Genomic DNA, 22,121 nt, shown 5'->3' on the forward strand with positions numbered 1-22,121 from the left:
TTCTCTTAGACCGCTGCTCCGGCAGCAGCTGGCGTCTTCTCAGACGGTGGTTGAACTCGGTTCCGGCCCGCGGCGGCGGGGAAAGGGTCTCGCGGTCGGAACGGCCACCGGGCCTCTCGTCCCCCGGTGATTCCGGACGGTCGCAGAATGATGATCAGCACCATCAGCACGGCGACGACGACGAGACGACTGCCGGAAGGAAGCGAGACGATCACTCCTCCTATCTGCACACCGTTCTCGACGACGCCGAGCACATGGTTCAGCGCGGCGATCAGAAGCGTGCCGACAACCGCTCCCCACAGCGACAACATCCCGCCGATGATGAGCATGGCGATCGTGGTGAAGGTGAAATCCAGACCGAACTGCGAGGCCTGGACCACGCGGTTGGTCTGTGCCCAGATCGCGCCGCCGACGCCTGCGAGCGCTCCGGACACGGCGAACGCGATGATCCGATGCCGGGTGGTGCTGATCCCGGATGCCGGGGCGGCCTGCGCGTTCTCGCGGGATGCGCGAAGCATCCGGGCGCTGCGGCTCTGTCCATAGCCCCAGGCGATCACGATCACGATGAGCGCGACGAACATCGTGCTCTGCAGATCGAAGCTGCGCGGAACGCCCGTCATCGACTGACCGGACTTGGGGCCGATGGCACTCCAGTACGTGAGGACCTGGACGACCAGCATCAGCAGGGCGAAGGTGGCGATGCCGGCCTCGAGTCCGTGGAGGCGCATGAGTGCGAAGCCGCTGATGAGTGCCGTGAGACCGCCGACCACACCCGCGATGATCAGGGCGACGAAGGGCTCGACGGACGCGTCCGCCAGGAAGGGCGCGAGGTCCGGCATGATCGACGATTTGACGAGGGGGCTGATGGTGAGCAGAGACATCGTCCACGCACCCGCGGCGACGAACGCAAGATGACCGAACGACAGGACGCCGCTGTTGCCGATGAAAGTCCACATCGCCACGACGACGATGAGGTTCGCCAGCGCATAGCCGAGATCGATCGCCGCGGAGGACGACAGGTTGCTCCCCAGCGATGTGAACAGCCACACGGTCACCAGCGGCACGGCGAGCGTCCACAGGGAGAGCACCGAACTGGGCACCGACCAGCCGAAGCGATTAGTGCGGGAAGAATGTGAGGAGGTCATGTGCGCTCCTTGGCGGTGCGTCCGGCGAAGATCCCGTTCGGGACGATCAAGAGGACGACGATGACGAGTAGGTAGACGAATGCGACGCGGAAGTCGTCGAATCCGGAGGGCAGCCAGGAGGTGAACAGCGAGAGAGCGAACCCGACGGCGAAACCGCCGACGACCGCACCGCCGACGCGATTCAGCCCGCCGATCACGGCCCCGATGAGTCCGAACACAGTCGCCTGGACCCCGAAGGTCGGGTCCACGGCGCCCGACTGCGCGGTGAGGATGAAGGCCACGGCGGCGGCCAACACTCCGCTCATGCCCAGAGTGACGGCGATCACGACTCCCGATCGGATGCCCAGAATGCGGGCCACCCGGAAGTCCGCCGCAGCGGCCTGCACTTGCAGTCCCATCCGCGAGCGGCTGAGGAACAGGTGCACCCCGAGGAGGAGGATCCCCGCGAGCACGATCGCGACGAGGGCGAGAAGGTTGAGCCGGAGCCCGCCGACGTTGACGGATTGCGTCAACGCCGGGGCGACGGAGCCGCTGCGAACCCTGGCACCGAAGATCCCCTCGTAGAAGCGCTGCAGCAGGATGCTCACCCCGAAGCTGGCGATGAGAAGCGCCGCGGGCGACTGCGACCTCATCCACCGGAAGACCGCGAGGTCCATCAGCAGCGAGAGCGCGATCGCGACCACAATGGAGGCGACGAGTGCGAGCGGCCAGGAGACCGGCCACAGAAGGAGGAGGGCGTACGCGGCGCCCGTGATGATCTCGCCATTGGCGAAGTTCGCCAGGCGCAGCACGCCGAACACGAGTCCGATACCCAGAGCGGCGAGCGCATAGACGGCACCCGCGGATGTCGCGTCGATGAGTGACTGAATGAAAGGAATCACGATCCGAGGTACGCCTTCATGAGGAGCGCGGGGTCGTCCGCGTCGGTCGGAGAGAGTGTCATCGCAATACGCCCTTCGCTCAATACGTATGTGCGGGTGGCTGCGGCCACCGTCTGCTGCGCGCGCTGCTCGACGATCAGCACCGCCGTGCCACGAGCGCGGATGCTCTCGATGGCGCTGAAGACCGTGTCGACCGCTGTCGGCGACAAACCGAGGGAGGGCTCATCCAGAGCCAGGAGGGCCGGTGCGGCAAGTAGCGCGCGTCCGATCGCGAGCTGCTGTTGCTGCCCGCCGGACAGGAGCCCTGCAGGACGGTCGGAGAACTCGTTCAGGATGGGGAACAGTTCGTACACCCACTCGAGGTCTTCCTCCAGCCCGGCGCGGTCACGACGGGCGGTGGATCCCAGCCGGAGGTTGTCACGCACGCTCAGCCGACCGAAGATGTGATGTCCCTCCGTCACCAGCGCCAGCCCACTCCGTGCCACGCGCTCGGGAGGCATCCGACGCAGATCGGTGCCTTGCAGGCTTGTCTCGGTGGACTCGGATCCCACGGCGTTGACGATGCCGAGAAGGGTCGAGGACTTCCCGGCGCCGTTCGGGCCGATGATTCCCACCAGCTCGCCCGCGTCAACATGGAACGTGACATCTCGCACCGCGGGGACGCCGCGGTACGCGACCTTGAGATTCGCGACCGTCAGTATCCGGTCGGTATCAGAGCGTGACATCTTGACCCCCTTGCGCGATCTGGCGGGCGGCGTTGCCGAGATACGACGTAGCCAGGCGCTCATCGTGACGAATCTCGTCGGGCGATCCGTCCAGGACGTTTCGGCCCGCCCCGAGAACGAAGATGTGATCACAGCTGCCGAACACGAGCGGCATGTTGTGATCGATCAGGAGAACTCCGATTCCGCGCTCCGCGAGGGTACGCATCGTGTCGCGGAAGTGCTGCGCCTCCCCCTCGTTCAGGCCGGCCGCCGGCTCGTCGAACAGCACCCAGCTGGGTTGCGTCGCGAGCGCCCGCGCCACACCCAGACGCCGCTCGACGCCGTGCGGCAGATGGTCGGCGCTGTGAAGTGCCCACTCCTCGAGATTCAACTCCGCCAGGAGTTCCAGGGAGAGGGAGCGCGCCGTGCGATGATGCAGCCCGCATGCCAGAGCAGTGACCTCGACGTTCTCGAGGACGGTGAGCAGCGGATAGAGGTGACCGTGCTGGAACGTGCGCGCGATCCCTCGGTGGGTCCTGCGCTGCGCAGGCTCTTTCGGGAGAGCCTCGCCATCGATCTCGACGATGCCCTCGTCAGGGCGGTCGAAACCGCTCAGGATGTTGACGAGTGTCGACTTCCCGGCTCCGTTGGCGCCGATCAAGCCGGTCACCCGACCACGGGGAATCTCGATGTGCACGTCGTTGAGAGCTTTGACGCCGCGGTACGACCGCGTGATACCGCGCCCCTGGAGCCGGACGCTGTCGCGCCCGGCTCCAGGGAGAGTGCGTACATCAGCCATTGACGTTGATCTTCTCGGGAGCTCGTCGCTCGACGAACTTGAGCGTCCCGTCCTCGACGACGCGCACAGCCTGCGGGCGCTCGAGGGCGATGTGGTACTCCGGCGTAAAGGTGGTGGCACCGACCAGGAACTCCTCATCGGTGAAAGTCGCCATGGCGTCGGCGATCTCGGCTCCGTCCCAGGTGCCGGCGATGTCATACGCCTTCGCGATTCCATCGATCGCCGACGGCCCCATCACGAACGTGCCCATGGCGGGAGCACCGTACTCGGCCGTGTACCGCTCGAGGAACTCGTTGACGGCGGGGTCGGGGTCGTCGCCGGTGAGCGAGACCGGCCCGACGGTGTAGTAGTCCTTGAGCCCGGGGATGGCGTCGAGCCAGGTGGTTCCGTCCATACCGAAGCCCGAGACGATGGGGGCGGTGATGCCTCCGTCGCGCAGGTCTTTGGCCACCTGGGCGCCGCCGGGAAGGTAACCGCAGTTGAAGATGACGTCGGGCGCGGTTCCGCCGGTGATCTTCGAGACGATCTCGGGGATGCTGTCGCCCTGGACGTATTCGTAATCGCCCACGTCCGTGCCGCCGAGCTCGGTGAAGCGATCACGGGCGTACTGGCACTGGCTCTGGGTGTACTTGAGAGTCGTGTCGGTCAGGAACGCCGCGCTCTTCCAGCCCTTGCTGTCGGCGAACTCCGACATCACGACGCCCTCGCCGATGGTGGAGTTGCCGTAGGAGAAGCTGAGGTTGAGGCCGCCCTTCGGACCGAAGAGCGCCTCGTTGATGCACGGGGAGACGCTCAGGACGTTGGCCTGCTCGGCGACGAGGGCTCCGGGGCTGGAGAGATCGAAGTCGCAGGTGAACAGAATCGCCTTGGCTCCGTCGTCGATCAGCTGCTGGGCCGCCGGCGCATACTCCTCCAGCTTGGAGCCGGTGTCGACGACGCGGAGTTCGACCTGCTTCCCGCCGATGCCACCGTTCTTGTTGAGGTCGTCGATCGCCATCTTCATGGAGTTCATCGCGGGTACGTCCGGGACGGACATGAAACCCGTCTCGGCCATCGCCGCGCCCAGGATGATCGTGTCGGAGTCGTCCCCGGCGGACGAGCCGCTCGGCTGGGAAGCACTGGCGACGCACCCGGTCAGGGCGATCGCCGACAAGGTCGCAACGCCGAGGGCGGCGACCGTTCGTGACGAGAATCTCATGGTTCGCTTACTCGCTTTCTTTCGGGTACTGCTGTGGACCGGCAAACAAGATCAGGTGTGCACACCCGCCGCGTAGAAGGCGTAAGCGGGAACTAGTAAATCGTTGTCGTATACGAAGAGTCGGTGCGGCAACAGTAGCCGGGGGCAGTGCCTGGCGACAAGAGTGCATTTATTAAGACCACGTTGCGTTCTTGGAACGCAGAATTTACACAGCGTTGTGACGGTCCGCAGGGGCGATAACCATTGATTCTGCGGCTCTTTTGGCCGTTCCTACACGGCAGCCAACGCAGCAGACGCATCACACCGCTCGCGCGCTGCTCACCCTTGAGGCATGCGCGCGGGGATGCGCGATTGATGAACGCGAGTCACATGGAATCGCGTCGAAGTATACGATCATGAATGAGGGCGGGAACTACGGCGGTTCCAACCCCGAGTGTCGTCCGACCGTGCGCCACGAGGGATCATCTCTCTGCACGTTCAGCAACGAGGGCACGAGGGCACGATCTCAGTCAGCGCCGTACAAGGCGGGGCGATCACGGGAGTGAACCTGCACGGAGTCGCCGCTGCGGAGGGAATCAAGACAGGCGTCCGTCACGAGAGCGGCGCAGTAGCCGTCCCATGCGTTAGGCCCCGTAACCACTCCCTCGACCGCGTCCAGCGCCCACGCAACGAGCTCGCGCCGGTACGCATCGCCGAAGCGGACTGTGAAGTCCTTCTCTCGCACACCGGAGACGCGGAAGTCCAGGCTCACGGCGACAGGCGTCGCGTTTGTCAGTCGGGCCATGCCCGAACGTCCGATGACGTCGCAGCCGATTTCGTACCCATAGGCGGCCTTGAGGAAGACCTCCGAGTAGATCATCACACCGGCAGCAGTGCGGAAATAGAAGAACTGTGGGTCCAGCCAGTCTTCCAATCCGGTCTTTCCGCCATTTCCCGTCACGCGGACTTCGACGATGTCGTCGTCGAGGAGCCAGCGGGTGCTGTCCACCTCGTGCACCACCGCTTCCGTGGTGTGGGCCGACGAGGTGACGGAGGGGGGAACGTCCGCGGCCCGATGCACGAACTGCAGCGAGACGATCTCGCCCAGCTCACCCGTGTCCACCGCTGCCTTGAGATCCACGAACGCCGCGTCGTAGCGACGCATGAAGCCCACCTGAACAAATCGCCTGCCGGCCCGGATCTCGGCGTCGAGGATCAGCTCGCAGTCTGCGGCGGTCATGGCCAACGGCTTCTCGCAGAACACCGGTTTGCGGTGCTCGATGCACGCCAGCACCAGGGCGAGATGAGACTCTGCGCTCGACGCGATCGTGATCGCGTCGACGTCAGCCGATGCGATGAGTTCCTCCGCGCTGGCGAACACGCGAACGTCGCCGGGCAGGGTCGCCGCGACTACCTGTGCACGCTCGAGGTTGGCGTCGGCGACGGCGACGAGGTCCCCCGCCCCTACGGAGCTCGCGATCGTCTTCACCTGAGCGGATCCGACCATTCCCAGGCCGATTGCGCCGATGCGGATTCTCTTCACTCTGCTTCTCCAAGATGCGCGGAACTCGCTGTGGCCCTTGAGGCGTCGGGTCGACGCTGCACCCCCTGCGCCTCGTCTGACACTCGCTCCTGGGTGTGTCGGATGACAGGACCCGCGGGTTGAGCGGGGTACTGCACGGTTAGGATCGGACGTCGGTGGCCCAGGCGACACCTTGTGGGTGTGAGGTCGAAGGCGGGTGATCGAGCATCGTTGCTCTGTCATAGAACCGACTGTACAGCGGAACTGAAAAATGTCAATCCCAGTTTAACTCCGGACAACCGACTTTGATGGCTCCGCCGCCCCGCAGACGGATCGCCCCGCAGCGATCTCCCCTCAGCCGTTGAACTGCCTGATGTCCAGTCTGTCGACGAAACCGGAGTCCGCAGCCGGATCGACATCCACCGGCTCAGGCCCTTCGATCAGAATCGTCTGGCCCACGGCGAGATCGGTGAGAGTCACACCGTGCCGATCTGCGAACATTTGCGCCCGCTTTACGTAAAGGTCGCGCCCGAGTTCATTCAGGAGTATGTCGTGCACGGGCACGGCCTGTCGTGGCCGCACGGCAATGATGAAGTCGACCATCTCCGACATCTTGTTCCAGGGGCCGTTGAGCGGGAACAGGAGCGTGTCCGGCGCCGGCCCGGCAGGGACGATGAAACTGTCGCCCGGGTGGTACACCAGCCCGTCGATGATGTAGCCGGTATTCGCGACGACCGGAATGAGGGTGTGGATCACGGCATGCTGGCCGCCGACCGTCCGCACCGAGAATCCCGCGCTGTCGAACTTCTCGCCGGCGCCGGTGGCGATGATCTGATCCTCGCCGACTCCCGCTGCCTCTGCCTCGGCGAGGAGCCGAGCCGAGGGGACCTGAGGTGCACGGACCGTCGCGTCAGGGTGCGCGGCGAGGTACTGGAGGACGGCATCCTCGTCGAGGTGGTCGGGATGCTGGTGCGTGATCAGAATGTGCTCGGCGCCTTCCAGAGCATTGGCCGGATCGGAATACTCGCCCGGATCTATGACGATCCGACGACCGTCCTTCTCAAGCCGCACGCATGCGTGTCCAAGTCTGGTCACATCGATGCTGATCGTCATGAGCTCGCCCCTTCCGCTACCGCACCCGTCCGGACACCCTCGCCCGCGGCTTCCGCAATGCGATCGTCACATCGTCACAGTCGCGGAGCATGTTGTCAACCTGTGCTTAACGTAAATGCGGCTTGTTGTGCGCTCATGCTGCAGTCGTTCGCAGCTCAGGGCTTGAAGGGGAACGCCTCGCCGGCGCATGACCGCGCCAGGGAGACAACGAAAAGAGGTGGGCACCTGCGGTGCCCACCTCTCCTTCGACCGCTCAGACGGCGGCGATCGCGTCGATCTCGATCGTCGAGTCGTTGAACAGCGCCGCCACACCCAGCAAGGTGCTGGCGATCAGGTTGTCGGTGCCGACGATCTCGTCGCGCACACGACGGTAGATGCCGAGCTTCTCCTTGTTCAGGTCGGTGATGTAGACGTTGAAGCGCACGACGGAGGAGAAGTCGGCTCCTCCGGCCTTCAACGCGCGCTCCAGCTCGCGAAGGGTCAGTTCCGTTGCGCGCGCGAAGTCGGCGGGCACCGAACCATCCTGCTCGAATCCGACGGCGCCGGAGACGAACAGAAGGTCTCCTGCGGTGACCTTCACACTGTCAGCGATCCCGGGGACGACGGGCGCGGGGATGCGGGTGAAGCGTTCTTGCGACATGTTTCTCTCTTCTTCTTACGGGGAACGCGAGGTGGGTACCGGGGACGATCAGACGTCCATGACGATGGGGTCGTCCGTGCCGAGGAGGACCCGGCCGTAGTTCTCCTTGCCCACTGCGGAGGTCACGTACGCATGACGAGCCGCGATCTCCGAGTCGCGCCAGATCCGGGAAAGGACGTTCGGCTCCGCGAACGAGCCTGCACCGTTGAGGGACATCAGGATGTCGATGGCCTCCTTGCACAGGTCGGCGACCACACCTACGTCGTTGCGGATTTGCGCACGCGTCTCCAGGGGCTGGAGTTCACGCGCGGCAGCGCTGCTGTCGATGAGGTCGGCCATGTTGGCGGCCAGGAGCTCGGCGAGACGGATTTTGGTCGTGGCCTCGGCGATGCCGACCTGATGCGACGGCGAGTTGCGTGCCTCCGTATAGCGCGTGTAGGCAACACCCTTGCTGGGCAGCTTCTGGAGGGTCAGCTCCAGCGCGTGGCGCGCCAGGCCCAGCTGCGGAGCGATGAGGATGATGGCGGCGAGCGGGATGAACGCCATCTGCGAGGTCAGCTCTTCAGTGAACGGAGTGATGTACTCGGCGTCGCGCATCGCGGCAAAGCCCTGCACGCGGTGGTCGGGGACGAACTGGTTCTCCATCACGACGGTGTTGGAGGCGGTGCCCTTCATACCCGTGACGAACCACGTCTTCTCGATCGAGTACTGGTCGCGCGAGAACAGCGCGAGACCGCGCGGGTCCTCACCTTCGGGAACGTCGAGGGCGATGCCGAGGCACGCCCAGTTCGTCGCGTAGCTGCCGCTCGCCCACGGCCAGCGGCCGCTCACCAGGTAGCCGCCCTCGACGCGCTCCATCGTGCTGCCGGGTGTGAAGACAGCCGAGATGACCGAAGCCGGGTTGTCCCCCCAGATCTCCTGTTGGGTCCGCTCGCCGTAGGTGGTTCCGAACCAGGTCGAGACGCTGACGAGGGCCGAGATCCATCCCGTCGCACCGTCCCCTCGGCTGACCTCTGCCAACACCTCGAGAGCCGTGCGGGCCGTGGTCTCCTGGCCGCCGAGGCGACGAGGCACGAACAGGCTCAGCAGGCCCTCAGAGACGAGTGCATCGATGACCACCTGGGAGACCTGCTCCGCTGCGGCACCCTCTGCGGCGTGCTCCCGGATGAGCGGCACAAGCTTGGTCGCGCGAGCAACCAGTTCGTCGTCGACGGGCGTGTGCGCAGGGTCGACCCCGATCGCTTCGCGTGGTGCCGGAACAAGAGTGTCGATCGTCATGATTTCCTCCGGGGGGGTCGATACGGCTGTCCGGGTGAGGCCAGCCCATGGTGGTCGGGTCAGTCGTCAAGTTATCATGTACGCTTCATCAACGTCCACTACCACTTCATTAGTCCACTATCACTTAATAGGAGATGGCCGATGACCGCCCAGCGTTTGACTCGCGTCCCCGCCCCCGTAGTACCGGGTATTTCCGACAGCGTGATCGACACGGCGACCGGGCTGGTCTACGTGTCGGGCGTCTACGTCCCCGTGCCGGACGACTTCGCGCGCTCCACCGAGCTGACGTTCCGCGCGCTGGAAGAGGCCCTTGTGCGTGCGGGAACGAACCTCAACAATCTCGTCCGAGTGAACATCTATGTGAAGCACCTCGATGAAGAGAAGCTGCAGACCTATCGCCGTGTTCGCGACTCGATCATCAGTTCGGACCAGATGCCGGCCAGCACCCTTGTCGGCGTTCATTCCCTGTACAACCAGGCCACGATCGAGATCGACGCCATAGCCGTCCTATGACGCGTCGCGGTTCCGAAGGCCGGCGTAGTCACGGACGGCGCTCGCGATCTTCTCCCACGCCGGACTGCTCGGGTCGACCACGTCGAAGTGATTGGCGCCTTCCAACTCGATCAGGTCGATATCGTCGCCGAGTGCCGTGCCTGTGTCGCGGTAGCGCCGGTGGCTCTCGATGCGCCACGGGTTGTCCTTCGTCCCGATGATGAGGGTCTGCGGCACACCGAAGGGAAGGAGCCGGATCGCGGACGCGTCGCGCGCCCGGGCCGATAGCCCCGCAGGCTCATCTGCGCGGACCACTTGGAGGACGTCGGTCCGTCCCGCGCTGTGGGCGTGCTCGAGATCGAGCACTCCGGCAAGATCGATGACGCCCCGCACCCGCAGCGGGTCCTTCACGTACAAGGGGCTGACCGGAGAGAGGTTCCTCCGGCCCGCCGCCCACGTCGCGAGATGACCTCCAGAGGAGTGCCCCAGCAGAAGCACTCGGTCCAGATCGATCGGGTACTCCCGCGCAAGTTCGCGTGCGAAGTCCACCCCGCGCGAGATGTCGAGGAACATCCCGGGGAACTCGCTTCCGGGATTGTTGAGGCGGCGGAATTCGAGATTCCAGGTCGCCGCTCCCAGCGCCGTGACAGCTTCGGCAAGCCGCGCGACGTAGTCCGAAGAATAGCTGGACTCCCAGCCGCCGCCGTGGATGACGACCACCAGCGGGGCCTTCTCGTCGGTGTCGCTACGCGGCATCCGAAGATCACCGTACGTCAGCGCCTCGGATGAGTAGTGGATCCGCGCGTCGGGGAGCGTCGTTGGAAGCCATCCCACGACGTCCCGGTCGGAGAGATTGGCGAACGTCGGGGCGCTCGCCTCCTGTGCGTGGGGCGTGACCATCTGGCCTCCTCGAGCCGCGGGTCGATCGGCCGGGCGACGGGGCGCGCACCCCACTCCCACCGATGCGAATCGTCAACAGATTGCAGTCTCCGTGAAGGTGGCGCGCAGTTCGGCGCCGACGAGCCGACGAGCCGCTTCCGCGTCCTTCATCGCGCCGGCCATGTAGAAGAAGGGATGGACCTGTCCCTGGAAGCGCACGCACGTCACTTCGACCCCGGCGGCGTCGAGCGCGCGCGCATAAGCCTCGCCGCTGTCGCGAATCGGGTCGCATTCCGCTGTGACGACGGTGGTCCGCGGAAGACCCGCGAGATCGGTCCGCGTGCCGGGGTCCAGGCGCGGGTCCGCCTCCTGGACATGGCCTGCGTAAGTCGAGTAGAAGTACTCCATGTCTCGGGCCGTGAGGAAGTGACCCTCCCCGTAGTGGCGCCACGCATCCGACTCGCGGATCAGGTCGCGATCGAGACACGGATAGATCAGGACCTGGTGGACGGGACGGTGGTCGCGGTCCTTGAGTGCCTGCGCGACGCCCGCGGCCAGATTGCCGCCGGCGCTGTCACCAGCGACGGCAACCGCCGCCGTGTTCACGTTGAGCCCGCTCTCGCCTGCGAGAATGGCGGCCGTCACAGCGACGGCGTCATCGTACGCAGCAGGGAAAGGGTGTTCGGGCGCGAGCCGGTAATCGACGCTGACGACGGTCGCGTGGGCGTAGACGGCAAGCGCACGCGCGGTGGAGTCAGCCAGTTCAAGATCGCCCAGCACCCATCCCCCGCCGTGGAAGTAGACCACGCACGGCTGGTCGGGTAAGTCCGATACGGCATAGACCCTGACCCCAACGCCGACGATCTGCGTGTCCACGACCTGCGCCACGGCGGGGCCGACGCCGGTCAGCGGCAACGCGTGCACCAGATCCTCCCGGTTCTTCGTCGCGGTCTGCGTGTCGAGGGGAGGGTTGTCGTTGACAAGTGCGAGGAATGCGCCCGCCTCGGCGTTCACCGGTGCCTGCGAGTTCATGCGGTCTCCTCGGATCGTGGCGTTGATCGGTGGACGGGCGCTCGTTCGCGGACTCCCGAACGATCACTTCGTGACGATTCCTGACATCGCGGACTCGGTTTCCAGCGTAGGCGAAGCTCGCATCACGTGCAGCCAGACTACACACTCTGCGAGCTCCGCCCGGCGCGCTCGCTCACGTCGAGCGGAGCGCGGCATGGACCCTCGTCACGCGTTGTGACGGATGCCGGTGCCGAGGTTGTTGGTGTTGAAGGAGTGGCCGTTCCAGTAGCGGGTGCCTGCGACGAGGAGTTCGTCGGCGGGGAAGCGGGTGATGACTTTGCAGCCCTCGCTGGTCACGACGACCTCTTCTTCGATTCTGGCCGCGGACGAGCCGTCCTTGGTGGGCCAGTACGTTTCGAGCGCGAAGACCATGCCCTCTTCGATCTCCACCGGGTGCTCGAGCGAGTGGTAGCGGCTGATGAGCGGCTGTTCCCACAGTGACAGGCCGATGCCGTGGCAGTACTGCAGGCCGAATGCCTCTTCCTCACTGTGGTAGCCGAGATCGGCTGCTGAGGGGAAGGCGCGAGCGATGTCGGCGCTCGACGCGCCGGGCTTGACCTGGTCGATGGCGGCGTCGATGGCCTCGCGGGCGCGGGTGTAGGCGTCGCGCTGGTTGGCGTTCGCGCTGCCGATGTTGAGCGTGCGGTAGTAGCAGGTGCGGTAGCCGTTGAAGGAGTGGATGATGTCGAAGTACGCCGTGTCGCCGGGCCGCATCATCCGGTCGGAGAACACGTGCGGGTGGGGGGAGCACCGTTCGCCGGCGATGGCGTTGACGGCCTCGACCTCTTCCGAACCCAGCTCGTAGAGCACACGGTTGACCAGCGCGACCGCGTCGTTCTCGCGGACGCCGACGTGCAGGAACCGGTAGAGCTCGTCGTAGGCGGCGTCCACCATCCCCGCGGCGTGTGAGAGGAGGGCGATCTCGTCCACGGTCTTGATGCGCCGCGCCCGCTGCATGAGGTCCTGGCCGTTGACGATGTGCAGGCCCTCGCCCTCGAACGCACGCAACACCGGGATCTCGACGACGTCGATGCCGATGGGGTCGTTCTGCAGGCCGTTTTCGCGCAGGATGTCGGCGATCCGCTTGGCGTTTCCGACCTCGACCCCCACTTCCTCGGGGATGGAGCCGCGCCACGTCGACAGGCCGGCGCGCCAATTGTCCTCGTCCAGCCACGGTGCGTGCATCTTGTGCTGGCGGGCCGCCGAGCCGATGTCCCACAGGATGGGGTCGTGGCCGCGCATCAGCAGCACGCACCGGAACAGCTTGTCCCGCGCCCAGTTCCCGATGTGGGTGGCAGTGGTGTAGCGGACGTTGTTCATGTCGAACAGGATCAGCGCACCGAGCGAGGAGCGCTCCAGCTCAGCCTGCGCACGGGCGAGGCGCTCGTCACGGAGGCGAGCGAAGTTGACCCGCTCCTCCCAGTCGACGCCCATGATCGCGCCGGGAGAAGAGACAGGCGTCTGAAGATGAGTGGTGGTCATGTCGTTCGGTTCCTTCGTCGAAGAGGCAGTCGGGCGCCGGGGTCAGACCGGCTGGTACTCGCCGACGGCGAGCTCGTGGCGTTCGGCGATGGGCGCCGCGCCGTCGCGGCCGATGTGCGCCCAGATCGAGTCGATGAGCGCCTGGGTGGAGAGGCCGTACTTCTCGAACAGGTACGGGGCAGTGCGTGAGCCCTCAGCGAAGGTGTCCTGCAGTCCGACCCGGCGAAGTGGGCGGCCGAGGCCGGCTTCGGCGACCACTTCGGCGACGGCGGACCCGAGGCCACCGATCACGGAGTGGTTCTCCGCGGTGACAACCACACGGGTCTGCTCCACCGCCTGCCGAATCGTTGCGGCGTCCAGCGGCTTCACCACCGGCACATGCACGATCCGTACCCCGACGCCGGCGTCCGCCAGCGTCCGGGCAGCGTCCAGGCTCGCAGCCAGCATCATCCCGTTCGTGACGAGGGCGACGTCATCCCCCTCGGTGAGCACGTGCGCCTTGTTGAGGCGGAACGTGTGGTCCTCCTCGAAGATGACCGGGATCTCACCACGCTTGAGCCGCAGATACACGGGTCCGGGGATAGTGGCCAGGTGAGGGACGACCTGCGCGATCTCGACCGCGTCAGCGACGTCGATGACCGTGAAGTTCGGCAGAGCCCGCATGATGGCGACGTCCTCGATGGCCTGGTGACTGGGGCCGCCCGGACTGGAGATGCCGGGCATGAAGCCCACCAGACGCACCGGCAGGTTCGGGTAGGCGACCGCGTTGACGATCTGGTCGTAGGGTCGCCGCGTGGCGAACACCCCGAAAGTATGCACGAATGGCTGCAGACCCTCACGCGCCATCGCCCCGGCCATGCTGATCATGTTCGCCTCGGCCATACCGGCGTGCACGAAGCGCTCCGGGAACCGTGCCTGGAACAGATCGATCTCCGTCTGGCGGGTGAGGTCACCAGAGAGGCAGATGACGTCGTCCCGCCGCTCGGCAAGCTCAACAAGAGCTCGCCCGTACGGCTTGAGTTCGGTCGCGTACGGCGGCTTATGCATCAGCGAGTTCCTCTCGGGCTGCAGCCGCCAACTCCGGCGGAAGCTTGATGAAGTGACCATCCGCGTCGGGCGGCAGCACATCGAGTCCGTGAACGGTGGAGGTGCGGGCGATGATGACCGACGGGCGCTCATCCTTCAACGCACTCTCGAACGCCGCGTGCACCGCGTCCACATCATGCCCGTCGACGTCGACGGCATGCCACCCGAACGCCGTCCACTTGTCGGCAATCGGCTCGATGGTCGTAATGGAGTCAACCGGTCCATCGACCTGCGAGTTGTTCGCGTCGAGAATGACCACGAGGCTGCCCAGACGGTGATGAGCCGCGAACATGGCCGCCTCCCACACCTGACCCTCCTCCAACTCGCCGTCGCTGATAAGGGCATAGACACGTCCCTCGTTGCGCGAGAGGAGCCTGTCGGCATACGCGAAACCCGCAGCTCCGGACAGCCCCTGAGCCAGCGAACCACACGTCAGATCCACCAGCGGAGTACGCTCAGTGCCGATCGCCTCAAGCTCCGAGCCATCCTGCCCGTAGGTGAGCAACTGCTCCTCGCTGAGGAGACCAACCTCGGCAGCGGCAGCGTACGCCGCGATGATGTAATGCCCCGGAGAACAGATGAACCGGTCCACCCCCGGACGCAAATAGCTGCCATACAGAGCCGCAACCGTCTCCGCGCTGGACAGCGCTTGCCCCAGGTAGCCGAATCCCTGCGGAGCAACCATGCCCACCGCACGTCGGCGGATGCCGCGTGCGAGCGAGACCGTGTCTCTCACCGGTGTCGACGTCGTCGTCATAGCTACTCCCGTTCTAGTGGCCAGGTGGCTATGCCAATTGACAATATGGGTAAGGAGACTCGGTGTCAAGCCTGCGCTTCGCGGGTCAGGGCCTCGTCGGGCATAAGCCCCACCGAAGTGATCAACGGCCCGAGCGCCTCCACGGGTCCGCGCTCGGCTTCTGCAATCTCACTTTCTGCATTGCCCGATCGCAGCTCGAACCCGGAGGTTTCAGACCCGGGCTGCACCCTTGACCTGGCTCGTGTCACCTTCGGCTGATTACCGATGTTGAGCGCCGTGGAACCTTGATTTCCGGGGTTCTTGGTGCGTCGGTCACGCACTAACGGTGACTGTCCAGAATGCTTCGGTGGGCCTGTTCGTGCGGAAAGTGCGCACCGGGTCGGGCGCGACGGCGGTGCAGATCGCTCGGACGGATCGCGGCGTGCAGACCATCGTCGAGCACCTCGGCTCTACCCACGACGGCGCGCAGTTGGCTGCGCTGGTCGCGATCGCGCGGGAGCGGATCGCGGGCATGCAGCAACTCGACCTGGAGTCGTTGACGCCGGCGTCGCCGCCGCGTTCGGAAGGCCCGCCACCGCTCCTTCACTCGATCCCGACCAGGACAGCGGTCGCGGGGAGGAACAGGATGAAGAATGGACTCTAGTACACGTGCTCGCAGCAACAATCCACGGTTCCCGTGGCGGCCCTCCACGTCAAGCTAACCTTCGGGCTCGACCGCACCATAGCGCACCGAGGTCACCGCGCCCGGTGCTCCCAGAATCCATCCGCAACACGCGAGCCGGCAAGAGGCGACTACGCCGGGATACTCTCGACACTCACGAGGCAGCGACAGCGGCGCACCAGCTAACCTGACACGATCCCGGCTTGATTCCGGAAGCCGTACTCACCACTACTGACGATGCTGATAATTTTGATCAGGCTTTTTGACTGCGCTGACAGGGAGGGGATAACGGATGGTCGATCCGAAGCCGTTGCAGACTTTCCCTGCGGTTCGCCCTGTCTCCGCCAGCCGCCTCGCCGATGAGGTGGTCGAGCAGATCAGAAATATCATCCTCAAGAATGATCTTTCTGAGGGAACTCGTCTGCCCTCAGAGCGTGATCTCGCCTCACAACTCGGCGCGAGTCGACCCATCATCGCTCAGGCGCTCAGGACGCTCTCGATGATGGGTCTGGTCGATATCCGACCGGGCTCGGGGGCGTACGTCATGCGGCGACCCGAGCATCTCATTGCGCAGTCCATGCAACTCATGATGGAGGTCGACGGCGACTCTCTTGACCATCTGCTGGATCTGCGGTTGTTGCTCGAGGACCGTGGTGCCGCGCTGGCCATCACAGGTGCCACGGAGACCGATCTCGGCAAAGTGCACCGGGCCCTCGATCGAATGACGAACGCGGCATCCGCGTCGAGTTGGGTCGCGGCAGACGCGGTCTTTCACGTCGCCCTGGTCCGTGCCGGTCAGAACGAGTACCTCGCCGCGATGTTCGAGGCGGTGCACACGACGGCCGTGAGCAACACCTATCGGACGTGGATCGAATCCGGCAAAGCACCCTCGTGGCTCTTTGTATCGAGAGACCGGCCGGACGAAGTGCATGTCGCCATGCTCGATGCGCTCCAGCGAGGTGACGCCGTCGCGATGCACGAACACGTGCTCGCACACCACGAAGCCATGCTGTCTCATCTCCGTGGCAGCTCTTAGCCAGCGAAACTCGTAGCCAACCCGTGGGTCACGTCACTTCGACACGGCCGATCCCGAGCACAGCCTCCCCGCCCATCAGCATCCGGACCACACCGAGGCGGGGCAGGGGCGTCTCGGACACGTCGCGGCCGTTGGGTCCCGTGATCCAATGAATCGGCACGTCGATATGAGTCCCCCTGTGCTCGCCGATGTGAATGTCATTGGCGCGCCACGCGGGGCCACGCTCGATCTCCCAGAAGTGCCATGACCACGGCCTCTCAACGATGTTCTCTTCGTCAACGCCGACCCATCACCGAGTCGTTCTGGAACGTCAGGAATCGATCACGTGCAGATGGACATATGGCGGCAAGTCGGGGTCGTCAGGCGACCCAGACGGTCTTGAGGTTACAGAACTCGCGGATGCCTTCGACCGATAGCTCACGGCCGTAGCCCGAGCGCTTGATCCCGCCGAACGGCAACTCGGGGTACGAGATGGTCATGCCGTTCACGAACACGGCGCCCGCCTCGATCTCACGCTCCGCACGTGCGATCTCAGACTCGTCGTTACTCCAGAACGCGGACCCGAGCCCGAACGGGCTGTTGTTCGCGACTTCCAATGCTTCGTCAAGGGAGGACACCCTATACAGCGACGCGACCGGGCCGAACGCCTCTTCTTGATACAGCCTCATATCCGGGCCGATGTCGGCGATCACGGTCGGCTCGTAGAACCAGCCCTCCTCCGAATCGCCACGACGTCCCCCAGCCAGGATCGATGCCCCCTTCTCACGGGCGTCCTCGACGAGCTCCTCGATGTCCTTTCGACCAGATTCGGTCGCGAGGGGCCCTACCTGGGTCGATGGATCGGCCGGGTTGCCCACCACCAACGCGGCCATTCGGTCAGCGAACAGGCGGGCGAAGTCGTCATAGACGTCCTCGTGCACGATGAACCGCTTCGCGTTGATGCACGCCTGACCGTTGTTGCTGGTCCGTGCTTTGACCGCCATCGCCACGGCATCGCCGAGCTGCGCCGACGGCATCACGATGAACGGATCCGAGCCTCCCAGCTCGAGCACGGCCTTCTTCAGCACATCGCCCGCGGCGGATCCGATCGCCCGGCCGGCGCCTTCCGAACCGGTCAGGGTGACCGCCGCGACCCGGGGGTCGCGGATCACCGCCTCGACGCGGCGCGACCCGATCAACAGGGCCGAGAAGGCCCCTTCCGGGAACCCGGCTCGCGTGAACAGTTCGCCGAGGTACACCGCCGACTGCGGAACGTTGGAGGCGTGCTTGAGCACACCGGCGTTGCCCGCCATCAACGCCGGCGCCGCGAATCGGACGACTTGCCAGATCGGGTAGTTCCACGGCATCACGGCGAGGACGACGCCGAGCGGGTCGAATCTGATGCGGGCCGCGGATGCAGAGACCGCAGCCGGGTTCTCGAGTTCTCGCCCGACGAGGAATGCTTCCGCGTTATCGGCGTAGAACCTCATCGCGTAGGCAGACTTCGTGACTTCGGCGCGAGACTGATCGATCGGCTTGCCCATCTCTGCGGTGATCACACCAGCGAGCTCGTCGATCTCGGACTCGATGAGGTCGGCGGCCGCGCGCATCAGGCGTGCGCGACCGTCCCACCCCAGTTCGGCGAGTTGAGGGACCGCCGCTGCGGCGGCGGCCAGCCGTGCCTCGACGGCCTCCTCGGAGTCCTCCTCGAACACGGCGATCTCGGCGCCCGTGGATGGGTCGATGCTGCGAATGGTTGACATGTGTCCTCTTCGGTGAGCGTTTGCGGGTCAAACGAGGATGGTGAGGGGGTTCTCTATCCGGCGCTGGAACGCGGCCAGCCACTCTGCGGCGACCGCGCCATCCATTACGCGGTGGTCGGCGGAGAGCGTGACAGTCATCACCTGCCCGACGGTGAGCTCGCCATCCGCCCCGACAACCGGCAGCCGACGTGCTGCACCAACGGCGAGGATGCCCGACTGCGGCGGGTTGAGGATGGCCGAGAACTGGCTCGTGCCGTACATGCCGAGATTGGAGACAGAGAAGCTTCCGCCTTCCAGCTCATGCTGCTTCAATCTGCCCTCTCGTGCGCGCCCCGCCATTTCTGCGACCGTTGCACTGATCTGACCGAGTGAGAGTCGTTCGACCTCACGCAGCACGGGCGTCATCAGCCCGCCCTCGGTGGCGACCGCCACGGAGATGTCGACCGATGAGAATCGGCGAATACTGTCGTCGTTCCAGATCGCGTTCGCAACCGGCACGTCTACGAGAGCGCCAGCGACCGCCTTGAGGACGAAGTCATTGACCGAGATCTTTCGGGCTGCGTTCTCGTTCACGGTCCGGCGCAGCGCGAGCAGTGCATCCACGCGACAATCAGCGAGGAGATAGAAGTGCGGGACCGTCGACTTGCTCTCCGTGAGCCGACGAGCGATCGCCTTTCGCATCCGGTTGAGCGGAACGTCCTCGAAGTTCGCCGACGGCTCCGGCGTGGCGTCCGGCATCGGCGCAGTGGGGGCCGGTGTCGGCGCCTTGGCAGTATCGGGCTGTGCCGGCTTCACCGCCTCGCGATCTGCCAGATGACGCTCGAGGTCCCTCCGCACGATGCGTCCCTGTGGCCCGGTGCCACGGATGTCGTCCAGGTCGGCTCCCGCATCGGCTGCAAGCCTCCGCACCAGCGGGCTGGCGAACAAGCGGCGCGCGGAGCTCTCTTCTGCCCCAGCTCCCCCGACGTCGACCGCAGCCGCCCGCTGCGTGACAGCATCGTCCGGGTTTGCCTGGGCTGCTTCGGCCGTCGCCGACGCGGCTGAGGGTGTCGGAGAGAGGGCCGCCGTGGCGTTGCCACCCGTGTGCACCCCGGCGGCGGCAAGCGCCGGTCCGATCGCGTCCTGGCCCTCACCGTCGGCGAGAAGCACGAGGATCGGCTCTCCGACCGAGACGCTCGAGCCCTCCGAGACCAGGAGTCGGCCGATCGTTCCGGCGACTTCGGCGGTGAGTTCCACGATCGCTTTGTCGGTCTCGATCTCGGCCAGTCCCTGATTGACCGCAACCGGGGTGTCCTGAGCGACCAGCCAGGTCTGGATAGCAGCTTCTGTCGCGCCGGCGAGAACCTCCGGCATGCGAATCACTTCAGCCATGATCAGCCTCCGAACCCGGCCCGCACGGCCTCCAGGCCGGCCACGACTTCTTCAGTGCGGGCGATCGCTGCACGCTCGAGCACCTTGGAGATGCTCGGCGACGCTTCCTGCCCCATGACGCGCCCCACCGGCTGATCGAGCCAGTCGAAGTAGCGACGCTGAATCTCGTCAGCGAGCCAGGCACCGTACGACGTGCCCTGGGCGCCTTGCTCGACGACCAGGACGGCGTTGGTCTTCTTTATGCTCTCGCCGATCGTGTCCCAGTCGATGGAGGCGCGGTCCAGCCACCGAAGGTCGATCAGATCGGCATCTATGCCGGTCTGCTCTATCGCCTCGCGCGCGTGCCCGACCATCGACAGGTAGCTGATGACGGTGAGGTCCGCACCGGTTCGCACCAGTGCCGCACTGCCGGGAGGAATTATGTAGTCGAGGTGGCCGGCGGGCACCTGGTCGGCTTGGCCGTACAGATCGACGTGTTCGATGACCAGCACGGGATCTTCGAGTGCCAAGGCGGCGTTCATGAGGCCGACGTAGTCGGTGGCGTTGGAGGCGGCGACGATCCGCCAGCCGGGGTTGGTCGCGAAGATCCCGGCCGGATCCATCAAGTGCTGGGAACCGTATCCCGACCCCATCGCCACTTTGGTGCGCAGAACCAGCGGCACCGGATTCTGTCCGCCGAACATGTGGCGGGCTTTGCCGATCTGGTTGAAGACCTGATCAGCTGCAACCCACATGAAGTCGGGGTACATGAACTCGACCACCGGCCGGAAGCGTCCGTCGAGGGCGAGCCCGCCGGCGAGCCCGGTGAACGCGTTCTCACTGATGGGAGTGCCCAGAATGCGGTCCGAGCCGTAGCGCTTGGCCAGCCCCTTCGTTGCTCCGTTCGTCCCGCCATTGAGGCGGTGCACGTCCTCACCCATCACGACGATGCGCTCGTCGACTTCCATGCGCCGGTCCATCACCTGCGCGACCGCGTCGACGAACTTGAGCGCACGAGTCTCACTGACCTCACCCAGAAGGGGGAGCCCCTCGAGTTCGCTGGCGTCGCCGCGCACACCGACATTCACGAAGCTGGTCTGGGGCCACAGGTCAGGCTTGATCCGGCGCTTGCCCGGTTTGTCCGGATCGGCTTCGAGCAGCTGCGAAACCGCGTCGGCCATCGCGCGCTGCGCCGCTGCGCGCAGGTCCGCGATCTGCTCATCGGCGATCAGCCCGCGCTCCAGCATGCGCTGTGCGACCAGGTCGAGCGGGTCACGGGCGCGCCACGACGCTTCCTCTTCCTTACTGCGATACCCGAACGCGCTGCCCGGGTACGGCCCGTTCTGGTGGAAGAAGCGATAGACCTCGGCTTCGATCACGGTCGGGCCTTCGCCGGAGCGCATCCGCTCAGCAGCTTCCTGGGTGGCGAGGTACACGGCAAGCGGATCCATACCGTCGACGCGCCAAGACGGGATGCCGAAGCCCTGCCCGCGCACGGAGAATCGAGGATCCGCGGTGACCTCGTCGGCGCGCGTCGACACCGCGTAGAGGTTGTTCTCGATGAAGTAGGAAACCGGCAGCTTCCAGGCGGCCGCGAGGTTCATCGACTCGAGGACAGAGCCGATCTGGGATGCGCCGTCACCGAGGTAGTTGATGGTGAGGTCGGTGGTCCCGCTGTGCTTCTGCGCCCAAGCGTTACCCGCAGCCAGAGGTGCCCCGCCGCCGACGATAGCGTTGGTGCCGAGGGCTCCCGCCTCGAACCACTGCAGATGCATCGAGCCGCCGCGCCCGCCGCAGTACCCCTCCGCGAGCCCCAGGATCTCGGCGAGAGTGCGCTGAAGCACTTCCTGAGTCGCCGAGTCGATGGGGGCGTTGGGATCAATGGTGCCCCCGGAGACGTGTGTGAGCGCCTTTGCGAGGAACTGATGGTGACCGCGGTGGGACCCGTTCACACCGTCCGTGGAGCGAAGCCCCACGATCGAGCCGACCGCACCGCCTTCCTGACCGATGCTCGAGTGCGCCGGTCCGTGAACCAGCCCCTCGCCTGCCAGTTCCAGCACGGTCTCTTCGAAAGCGCGGATCAGGTGCAGCTGCGCGAGCATCGTCCCGAGCAAGACCGGGTCCACGGCATCCCAGTCCGCATTGGTCGTGGACAGTTCGAACCAGTCGACCCCTGTCTGCAGGCGCTTCTTCTTCGGCATCCTCGCCTCACTCCCTCACACGACCGGCGGTCGCCAGCCGATACACAGAGTAGACAACGATTTTATCCAATACAAGCCCTTCGTCTGGCTTTGATGCCGCTGACT

20 protein-coding genes and 1 pseudogene are annotated in these 22,121 nt (G+C 65.4%); 3 read left to right on the plus strand and 18 right to left on the minus strand.

All coding sequences use genetic code 11. The annotated features are described in order from the left end of the window. Positions 1-5: 5 nt before the first annotated feature. The 9 genes from MRBLWH3_RS01180 to MRBLWH3_RS01220 form a co-directional block, all read right to left on the minus strand. Positions 6-1,145, minus strand: a complete 1,140-nt coding sequence (locus MRBLWH3_RS01180) for a branched-chain amino acid ABC transporter permease (protein ID WP_363427898.1) — start codon at positions 1,143-1,145, stop codon at positions 6-8. Next, complete coding sequence (locus tag MRBLWH3_RS01185) at positions 1,142-2,026, minus strand: branched-chain amino acid ABC transporter permease (protein WP_363427900.1); 885 nt, start codon at positions 2,024-2,026, stop codon at positions 1,142-1,144. Before MRBLWH3_RS01185 ends, MRBLWH3_RS01180 begins: the two co-directional genes overlap by 4 nt. Next, positions 2,023-2,751 (minus strand): ABC transporter ATP-binding protein, encoded by a 729-nt coding sequence (locus MRBLWH3_RS01190; RefSeq protein ID WP_363427902.1) that lies wholly within the window; start codon positions 2,749-2,751, stop codon positions 2,023-2,025. Before MRBLWH3_RS01190 ends, MRBLWH3_RS01185 begins: the two co-directional genes overlap by 4 nt. After that, positions 2,738-3,529 (minus strand): ABC transporter ATP-binding protein, encoded by a 792-nt coding sequence (locus MRBLWH3_RS01195; protein WP_363427904.1) that lies wholly within the window; start codon positions 3,527-3,529, stop codon positions 2,738-2,740. The genes MRBLWH3_RS01190 and MRBLWH3_RS01195 overlap by 14 nt, the downstream gene beginning before the upstream one ends. Further along, on the minus strand, positions 3,522-4,727 hold the full coding sequence (locus tag MRBLWH3_RS01200) for an ABC transporter substrate-binding protein (RefSeq protein ID WP_363427906.1): 1,206 nt from the start codon (positions 4,725-4,727) through the stop codon (positions 3,522-3,524). Before MRBLWH3_RS01200 ends, MRBLWH3_RS01195 begins: the two co-directional genes overlap by 8 nt. Before the next feature lie 505 nt (positions 4,728-5,232). Further along, complete coding sequence (locus MRBLWH3_RS01205; protein WP_363427908.1) at positions 5,233-6,471, minus strand: Gfo/Idh/MocA family oxidoreductase; 1,239 nt, start codon at positions 6,469-6,471, stop codon at positions 5,233-5,235. Between the two features lie 111 nt (positions 6,472-6,582). Further along, positions 6,583-7,341, minus strand: a complete 759-nt coding sequence (locus MRBLWH3_RS01210) for an MBL fold metallo-hydrolase (protein WP_363427910.1) — start codon at positions 7,339-7,341, stop codon at positions 6,583-6,585. A 253-nt stretch (positions 7,342-7,594) separates the two neighbouring features. Further along, positions 7,595-7,981, minus strand: a complete 387-nt coding sequence (locus MRBLWH3_RS01215; protein WP_363427912.1) for a RidA family protein — start codon at positions 7,979-7,981, stop codon at positions 7,595-7,597. A 48-nt stretch (positions 7,982-8,029) separates the two neighbouring features. Further along, a complete protein-coding gene (locus tag MRBLWH3_RS01220; protein ID WP_363427914.1) occupies positions 8,030-9,259 on the minus strand; it encodes an acyl-CoA dehydrogenase family protein in 1,230 nt (409 codons plus the stop codon). A 141-nt stretch (positions 9,260-9,400) separates the two neighbouring features. Here MRBLWH3_RS01220 and MRBLWH3_RS01225 point away from each other — a divergent pair, with 141 nt between their 5' ends. Continuing rightward, complete coding sequence (locus tag MRBLWH3_RS01225; RefSeq protein ID WP_363427916.1) at positions 9,401-9,772, plus strand: RidA family protein; 372 nt, start codon at positions 9,401-9,403, stop codon at positions 9,770-9,772. Here MRBLWH3_RS01225 and MRBLWH3_RS01230 read toward each other — a convergent pair. The 5 genes from MRBLWH3_RS01230 to MRBLWH3_RS01250 form a co-directional block, all read right to left on the minus strand. After that, positions 9,767-10,651: an alpha/beta hydrolase gene (locus tag MRBLWH3_RS01230; protein ID WP_363427918.1), complete on the minus strand. Its 885-nt coding sequence runs from the start codon at positions 10,649-10,651 to the stop codon at positions 9,767-9,769. The genes MRBLWH3_RS01225 and MRBLWH3_RS01230 overlap by 6 nt on opposite strands. Before the next feature lie 72 nt (positions 10,652-10,723). Continuing rightward, a complete protein-coding gene (locus tag MRBLWH3_RS01235; RefSeq protein WP_363427920.1) occupies positions 10,724-11,662 on the minus strand; it encodes an alpha/beta hydrolase in 939 nt (312 codons plus the stop codon). A 204-nt stretch (positions 11,663-11,866) separates the two neighbouring features. After that, positions 11,867-13,183 (minus strand): M24 family metallopeptidase, encoded by a 1,317-nt coding sequence (locus tag MRBLWH3_RS01240; protein WP_363427922.1) that lies wholly within the window; start codon positions 13,181-13,183, stop codon positions 11,867-11,869. A 42-nt stretch (positions 13,184-13,225) separates the two neighbouring features. Further along, the gene (locus MRBLWH3_RS01245) at positions 13,226-14,230 is read right to left on the minus strand and encodes a transketolase family protein (RefSeq protein WP_363427924.1); all 1,005 of its coding nucleotides are present in this window, start codon (positions 14,228-14,230) and stop codon (positions 13,226-13,228) included. Further along, complete coding sequence (locus MRBLWH3_RS01250; RefSeq protein ID WP_363427926.1) at positions 14,223-15,026, minus strand: 1-deoxy-D-xylulose-5-phosphate synthase N-terminal domain-containing protein; 804 nt, start codon at positions 15,024-15,026, stop codon at positions 14,223-14,225. Before MRBLWH3_RS01250 ends, MRBLWH3_RS01245 begins: the two co-directional genes overlap by 8 nt. 346 nt (positions 15,027-15,372) lie before the next feature. Between MRBLWH3_RS01250 and MRBLWH3_RS01255 the strand changes: the two are divergent. Together MRBLWH3_RS01255 and MRBLWH3_RS01260 are read left to right on the plus strand one after the other, a co-directional pair. Next, positions 15,373-15,582 (plus strand): annotated as a pseudogene (locus MRBLWH3_RS01255) (IS1634 family transposase); the annotation flags it as partial. A 397-nt stretch (positions 15,583-15,979) separates the two neighbouring features. After that, positions 15,980-16,723, plus strand: coding sequence for a FadR/GntR family transcriptional regulator (locus MRBLWH3_RS01260; protein WP_363427928.1), 744 nt, complete (start codon positions 15,980-15,982; stop codon positions 16,721-16,723). Positions 16,724-16,751: 28 nt separating this feature from the next. Here MRBLWH3_RS01260 and MRBLWH3_RS01265 read toward each other — a convergent pair whose 3' ends face one another. The 4 genes from MRBLWH3_RS01265 to MRBLWH3_RS01280 form a co-directional block, all read right to left on the minus strand. Next, complete coding sequence (locus tag MRBLWH3_RS01265) at positions 16,752-16,988, minus strand: cyclase family protein (RefSeq protein ID WP_363435197.1); 237 nt, start codon at positions 16,986-16,988, stop codon at positions 16,752-16,754. Positions 16,989-17,082: 94 nt separating this feature from the next. After that, positions 17,083-18,465: an aldehyde dehydrogenase family protein gene (locus MRBLWH3_RS01270; protein WP_363427930.1), complete on the minus strand. Its 1,383-nt coding sequence runs from the start codon at positions 18,463-18,465 to the stop codon at positions 17,083-17,085. A 27-nt stretch (positions 18,466-18,492) separates the two neighbouring features. Continuing rightward, a complete protein-coding gene (locus MRBLWH3_RS01275; RefSeq protein ID WP_363427932.1) occupies positions 18,493-19,818 on the minus strand; it encodes a 2-oxo acid dehydrogenase subunit E2 in 1,326 nt (441 codons plus the stop codon). Between the two features lie 20 nt (positions 19,819-19,838). Then, positions 19,839-22,016 (minus strand): alpha-ketoacid dehydrogenase subunit alpha/beta, encoded by a 2,178-nt coding sequence (locus MRBLWH3_RS01280; RefSeq protein ID WP_363427934.1) that lies wholly within the window; start codon positions 22,014-22,016, stop codon positions 19,839-19,841. Between the last annotated feature and the right edge of the window lie 105 nt (positions 22,017-22,121).

The sequence above is a fragment of the Microbacterium sp. LWH3-1.2 genome, from assembly GCF_040675855.1.
Taxonomy (GTDB): Bacteria; Actinomycetota; Actinomycetes; order Actinomycetales; family Microbacteriaceae; genus Microbacterium.

Coding starts and splice junctions, on each gene's coding strand:
- MRBLWH3_RS01200 (WP_363427906.1), bottom strand. CDS start 4,727: ATGAGATTCTCGTCACGAACGGTCGCCGCCCTCGGCGTTGCGACCTTG.
- MRBLWH3_RS01195 (WP_363427904.1), bottom strand. CDS start 3,529: ATGGCTGATGTACGCACTCTCCCTGGAGCCGGGCGCGACAGCGTCCGG.
- MRBLWH3_RS01250 (WP_363427926.1), bottom strand. CDS start 15,026: ATGACGACGACGTCGACACCGGTGAGAGACACGGTCTCGCTCGCACGC.
- MRBLWH3_RS01190 (WP_363427902.1), bottom strand. CDS start 2,751: ATGTCACGCTCTGATACCGACCGGATACTGACGGTCGCGAATCTCAAG.
- MRBLWH3_RS01205 (WP_363427908.1), bottom strand. CDS start 6,471: ATGACAGAGCAACGATGCTCGATCACCCGCCTTCGACCTCACACCCAC.
- MRBLWH3_RS01220 (WP_363427914.1), bottom strand. CDS start 9,259: ATGACGATCGACACTCTTGTTCCGGCACCACGCGAAGCGATCGGGGTC.
- MRBLWH3_RS01245 (WP_363427924.1), bottom strand. CDS start 14,230: ATGCATAAGCCGCCGTACGCGACCGAACTCAAGCCGTACGGGCGAGCT.
- MRBLWH3_RS01235 (WP_363427920.1), bottom strand. CDS start 11,662: ATGAACTCGCAGGCACCGGTGAACGCCGAGGCGGGCGCATTCCTCGCA.
- MRBLWH3_RS01260 (WP_363427928.1), top strand. CDS start 15,980: ATGGTCGATCCGAAGCCGTTGCAGACTTTCCCTGCGGTTCGCCCTGTC.
- MRBLWH3_RS01230 (WP_363427918.1), bottom strand. CDS start 10,651: ATGGTCACGCCCCACGCACAGGAGGCGAGCGCCCCGACGTTCGCCAAT.
- MRBLWH3_RS01210 (WP_363427910.1), bottom strand. CDS start 7,341: ATGACGATCAGCATCGATGTGACCAGACTTGGACACGCATGCGTGCGG.
- MRBLWH3_RS01270 (WP_363427930.1), bottom strand. CDS start 18,465: ATGTCAACCATTCGCAGCATCGACCCATCCACGGGCGCCGAGATCGCC.
- MRBLWH3_RS01215 (WP_363427912.1), bottom strand. CDS start 7,981: ATGTCGCAAGAACGCTTCACCCGCATCCCCGCGCCCGTCGTCCCCGGG.
- MRBLWH3_RS01225 (WP_363427916.1), top strand. CDS start 9,401: ATGACCGCCCAGCGTTTGACTCGCGTCCCCGCCCCCGTAGTACCGGGT.
- MRBLWH3_RS01280 (WP_363427934.1), bottom strand. CDS start 22,016: ATGCCGAAGAAGAAGCGCCTGCAGACAGGGGTCGACTGGTTCGAACTG.
- MRBLWH3_RS01240 (WP_363427922.1), bottom strand. CDS start 13,183: ATGACCACCACTCATCTTCAGACGCCTGTCTCTTCTCCCGGCGCGATC.
- MRBLWH3_RS01180 (WP_363427898.1), bottom strand. CDS start 1,145: ATGACCTCCTCACATTCTTCCCGCACTAATCGCTTCGGCTGGTCGGTG.
- MRBLWH3_RS01275 (WP_363427932.1), bottom strand. CDS start 19,818: ATGCCGGAGGTTCTCGCCGGCGCGACAGAAGCTGCTATCCAGACCTGG.